Source organism: Streptomyces sp. NPDC037273, assembly GCF_055603625.1.
Genome location: NZ_JBVJVO010000009.1, coordinates 299201 through 300442, shown reverse-complemented (window position 1 = coordinate 300442; position 1242 = coordinate 299201). Strand labels below are relative to the sequence as shown.

1 rRNA gene and 1 pseudogene are annotated in these 1242 nt (G+C 69.2%); both read left to right on the top strand.

Annotation, left to right across the window (positions count from 1 at the left end):
* Positions 1-92: ribosomal RNA gene (gene rrf / locus ACZ7G1_RS24825) — 5S ribosomal RNA — on the top strand; the annotation flags it as partial.
* A gap of 272 nt (positions 93-364) precedes the next feature.
* Positions 365-1242 (top strand): annotated as a pseudogene (locus ACZ7G1_RS24820) (hypothetical protein); the annotation flags it as partial.

The window sequence follows — 1242 nt, the reverse complement described above, 5'->3', positions numbered from 1 at the left end:
CGCCCGGTTACATTCCGAACCCGGAAGCTAAGCCTTTCAGCGCCGATGGTACTGCAGGGGGGACCCTGTGGGAGAGTAGGACGCCGCCGAACAATTCTTCAGGACCCCTGGTCCCAGCGTTCACGCTGGGACCAGGGGTCCTTTTGTTTTTTGCTTGACTTTTCCGATGCGCGGCTGGGTGCCGGCTGCGCGAGAATGACTGCAGTACCCGAAGACAGGAGTCACGACCATGCCCACCAACTCTCCCGACGACCGTCCGGAGCGCGAGCCTCGTCGCAGGGACGGTGGCGGTGGCGACCGGGGCGGCTTCCGCGGGCCTCGCCGGGACGACAACCGTGGTGGGGACAACCGTGGTGGCGGCTTCCGCCGTGACGACCGTGGTGGCGACCAGCGTGGTGGCGGCTTCCGCCGCGATGACCGTGGCGACCGTCGTGACGACCGCCGCGATGACAACCGTGGCGGTGGATTCCGTCGTGACGACCGCGGTGGCGACAACCGTGGCGGTGGCTTCCGCCGTGACGACCGTGGCGACCGTCCCAGCTTCTCGCGGGACGACAACCGTGGCGGCGGTTTCCGTCGTGACGACCGTGGTGGCGACAACCGTGGTGGCGGCTTCCGCCGCGATGACCGCGGTGGCGACCAGCGCGGTGGCGGCTTCCGCCGCGACGACCGTGGTGGGGACAACCGTGGCGGTGGTTTCCGTCGCGATGACCGTCGGGATGAGCGTCCCTCGTTCCGGCGCGATGAGCGGCCTTCGTACCAGCGGGATGACCGTCGGGACGACAACCGTGGTGGCGGCTTCCGTCGCGATGACCGTGGTGGCGACCAGCGCGGTGGCGGCTTCCGTCGTGACGACCGTGGTGGGGACAACCGTGGTGGCGGTTTCCGTCGGGATGACCGTCGGGATGAGCGTCCCTCGTTCCGGCGCGATGAGCGGCCTTCGTACCAGCGGGATGACCGTCGGGACGACAACCGGGGCGGTGGCTTCCGCCGCGACGACCGTGGTGGCGACCAGCGCGGTGGCGGTTTCCGTCGGGATGACCGTCGGGATGAGCGTCCGTCGTTCCGTCGGGATGAGCGGCCTTCGTACCAGCGGGATGACCGTCGGGACGACAACCGGGGTGGGGACCAGCGTGGCGGTGGGTTCCGTCGGGATGACCGTCGGGATGAGCGTCCGTCGTTCCGTCGGGATGAGCGGCCTTCGTACCAGCGGGATGACCGTCGGGACGACAACCGGGGCGG